This is a genomic window from Streptodolium elevatio, assembly GCF_040649515.1.
GTDB lineage: Bacteria > Actinomycetota > Actinomycetes > Streptomycetales > Streptomycetaceae > Yinghuangia > Yinghuangia elevatio.
In genome coordinates, this window is record NZ_JBEZFP010000267.1 from 1 (window position 1) to 3,209 (window position 3,209).

Consider the following 3,209-nt stretch of genomic DNA (forward strand, 5'->3'; position numbering starts at 1 on the left):
ACGCACGCTCGCCGCGTTGCGGACCCTGCCCGGCCAAACCCAGGCCGAGCTGCGGCCCGCGCCTTGCGAGCGCACGCACCACGGCCCGCGGGCTGTCCGACGCGAATTTGAAGACACTCCCTAGGCCAGGCCGCACTCGCGCAGGTCCTTGAAGCCGCGGTTCACCGTGGGCTTGCTCGCGCCCAACAGCTCGCACATCTCGTTCTGGCTGACCGCTGCGGTGCCGGTGTCGGGCCGATTGTGGCGTCGATCATGCGGCCGGCCATCGAGCGATGTGACGGCCGCTTTCTTCGAGACCGGATCTGTCCCGCCGAAATACGCCCCCTGCTGTTGGCGCGACGCCTCCGACACGGCCTCCGCCACTCGTCGCCGCGCCCGGTTCGCCGCTCTCGCCAGCACCCCCGGTGAACACCGGCCAAAGGCCGCCGTGGCAACCCACACGCCGTGATCCACCGGGGCCTCGATCGACACGTGCGCCGTGGAACCCGGACTCGTGCGCGTACCCGCCCCACATCGAGCCCGTCGCAAGACCATGCGCAGGATCCGCCGTTGGTGGCGCCAACGACGCTCAGCAGCGCGAGCGCACCGGCGGACCGAGGTTGCCTGCACGACGCGGCCCGGGGAACCATCCGGCGGCCGGCCCTTGTGCCGGCCGACTCGTCCCGCCCGCGCGATTCGTGCGCAGTACCTCGGAGGCGGTCCGGGCGGGTCGATCTCGGCGCCGAGTCCGTGGCGGGGCCCGGTCATCGCGTCCACGCGATCCCGGTAGTCGACACCCCGGCCGCTACGACCGTGGCGGTGTCCGCGGGTGCCACGCCGGGTTTGTTCGACCGTTTGCCACTTCGTCAGCCTCTTTCGCCGGTCGGCGGGTGCTCCGGTCCGACGTCGCAGGGTCGGGCCGAGGCGGGAGATGGGAAGGTGTAACCGTCGGGGTGGGTGGCGCCGATCTCGTCGAGTACGTCTGCCAACGCGGTGAGCTGTCCGAGGTCACCGGTGCACGGGAACAGGATCACGTCGTCACAACCGGCGGCGGACAGCCGCCCGAGTTCGTCCTGGACCTGCTTCCCGCCGGTCAGCGTGTCCGCCCGTACGGACGGGAAATACTCCGACCCGTAGTAGTGGGCGAGGTAGCGGTCGGCGTTTCGTTCCGCGTGCTCGCCGAGACAGAAGTAGCGTTCCACGACCACGCGCGGCTCCCCGTCGCGGCTCAAATTTCGCCACTCCCGGCGTACGGCGGCGGCGCCTTCGGTGAGTGTGGTCAATCCGAACGACGGTGCCACCCAGCCCTGAGCGCGCGTCGCGACGCGCTTGTGGGCGGCCGGTACCAGCCCGCCGAGCAGCAGTCCCGGACGTCCGGCAGGCAGCGCGGGCATCGGCCCCGACGCCCCCGCGTACTCACCGGCCCACACCCGGCGCATCGTCGTCAGGGTCGCATCCATGACCGCTCCGCGGCCCCGGAGCGAGACCTCGCCGGCCGCGTAGTCCTCGGGCCAACCACCGAGGGCCAATCCCACCGTCAAACGACCCTCGGAGAGAAGTTCGACCGAGGCGATCTGCTTCGCCAGGACCACCGCGTCACGGCGATACCCGATGTTCAGCACCGTGGTCAGCAATTCCACCCGCCCGGTGCACACCGCCGCCGCGGCCAACGCGACCAACGGGTCGAGGTTGTCGTAGACCAGCCGGTCGATCACACCCACCGAGCAGAACCCGCGTTCCTCCGCCGCCGCCGCCCAACGCCCGGTCGCGGCGGCCGGTGTCCCGGGCACGGCCGCGGGCAGTCCGATACCGATTCTCATCATTGATCCCCACCGTCTCGACGATCGCGGCGCTCCCCCGCCTCGAGCCCGCCGAGTCGAGGGCCCTGCCGCTCCCGACCATGTTCGCGACTTCCCCGAGTTGCGGTCTTGAACGTTTCGGACCCACCACGACGCGACGCCGGCCGAGAAGGCCGTCAGATTGGTGAAGTCCTGGGACCCCCGCTGGACCGCACCCGCCGGCGGCCACCACACGAGCCCGGCGTTCACGTGTGCCGACCCCGCCGGCGTGGACCTGGGGCCAGCGCTACGCGGTGGTGCTGGACGGGGACGGCACCGGTGTGGACCTGTTGGCGCCGCTCATGACCGCGCGGGGCTGAGCAGTCGCCGCAGTGGCACGCCAGCCAGCGCCTTGACGTCTCGCGCCAGATGGGCCTGGTCGGCGTAGCCGGCGGTGGCCGCGACCAGGCCGGCGGGCATGCCCGTTCGGGCGAGGGTGAGGGCGCTGTCCAGGCGCAGGATCCGGGCGAGGGTCTTGGGGCCGTACCCGAACGCGGCGAGCGAACGGCGGCGGAGTTGGCGTTCGCTCAGGTTGACGGTGCCCGCGACGGACGCGATGTCGGCGCCGGCGCGCAGCGCGCCGACGACGGTCGCAGCGAACCGGGCGGGCAGGGAATCGGCGGCGCGCAGCCGCTGGGCGGCCAGGTCTTCCAGGAAGAAGGCGGTGTCGGGCGCGGCCGCGGCGCGTTCGGCCAGGACGCGGGCCTCGTCTTCGCCCCACAGGTCGGCCAGCGGCACCCGCCGGTCGCGCAGCTCGTCGGCGGGGACACCGAGCAGCGCGGGCGCGGTGCCGGGCGCGAACCGCAGCGCGGTGTAGGTCGCACCGGGCGGATCGATGACGGTGTGGGCACGGGTGTCCGGCCCGGCTACAAACAGGTCGCCGTCGGCCCGGATCAGGTCGATACAGCCGTCCGGCAGCACAAGCCCGGCACCGCCCGCGCCGGCCGAACGGGCCCACACCGTGAACGGTCCCTTGGCTGAGCGACGTTCGACGTACATGATCCAAGTATCGGGGCCCACCGCCGAGGGCCCGACGATCGGGTCACGGACGGTCGCCTCGATGGGTCGGCGCGCGGCGCCACCGTTGGGGTATCACCGTCCGCCACCTGACGGTCCGGGGAAAGGGCGACGTTCCCGACGCCGCACACCGAACGGGGCCGCGATGCGAGGTGGCAGTCACGCAGGATCGTCCTGGTATGACAAGAACGGTGTATCCGAAGCCGACGCCGCAGCGGCGCTTGTACCGGCCGCAGGCCTGGTGACGTTGTCTCCGGAGACAGTCGCGAACTCACGTCTGCTGACGAGGCTGGTCGATGCGGCGTTCCCCACCCCGGGTCGCCGTCTGCCGGGGATGGTCAACACCACCGTGGTGGGTTGGACCAAAGCCGGTCC

The 3,209-nt window shown here is 71.8% G+C and carries 4 protein-coding genes; 1 reads left to right on the forward strand and 3 read right to left on the reverse strand.

Annotated features, from left to right (window positions below):
- Positions 1 to 120: 120 nt before the first annotated feature.
- The 3 genes from AB0C36_RS42845 to AB0C36_RS42860 all read right to left on the reverse strand — a co-directional run bounded on the left by AB0C36_RS42845 (position 121) and on the right by AB0C36_RS42860 (position 2,816).
- Positions 121 to 471 carry a hypothetical protein gene (locus AB0C36_RS42845; protein WP_358365163.1) on the reverse strand — a complete coding sequence of 117 codons (351 nt, stop codon included), beginning with the start codon at positions 469 to 471 and terminating at the stop codon, positions 121 to 123.
- Between the two features lie 374 nt (positions 472 to 845).
- Complete coding sequence (locus AB0C36_RS42850) at positions 846 to 1,799, reverse strand: LLM class flavin-dependent oxidoreductase (RefSeq protein WP_358365165.1); 954 nt, start codon at positions 1,797 to 1,799, stop codon at positions 846 to 848.
- Between the two features lie 318 nt (positions 1,800 to 2,117).
- Positions 2,118 to 2,816, reverse strand: a complete 699-nt coding sequence (locus AB0C36_RS42860; protein WP_358365166.1) for a helix-turn-helix domain-containing protein — start codon at positions 2,814 to 2,816, stop codon at positions 2,118 to 2,120.
- A gap of 163 nt (positions 2,817 to 2,979) precedes the next feature.
- On the opposite strand from AB0C36_RS42860, the gene AB0C36_RS42865 reads away from it, so the two are divergent.
- The coding region (locus AB0C36_RS42865; RefSeq protein ID WP_358365168.1) for a hypothetical protein at positions 2,980 to 3,209 on the forward strand (230 nt) is incomplete at its 3' end.

Bases quoted from the DNA above. Each gene is read 5' to 3' on its own strand.
- AB0C36_RS42850 (WP_358365165.1), bottom strand. From the start codon at position 1,799: ATGAGAATCGGTATCGGACTGCCCGCGGCCGTGCCCGGGACACCGGCC.
- AB0C36_RS42860 (WP_358365166.1), bottom strand. From the start codon at position 2,816: ATGTACGTCGAACGTCGCTCAGCCAAGGGACCGTTCACGGTGTGGGCC.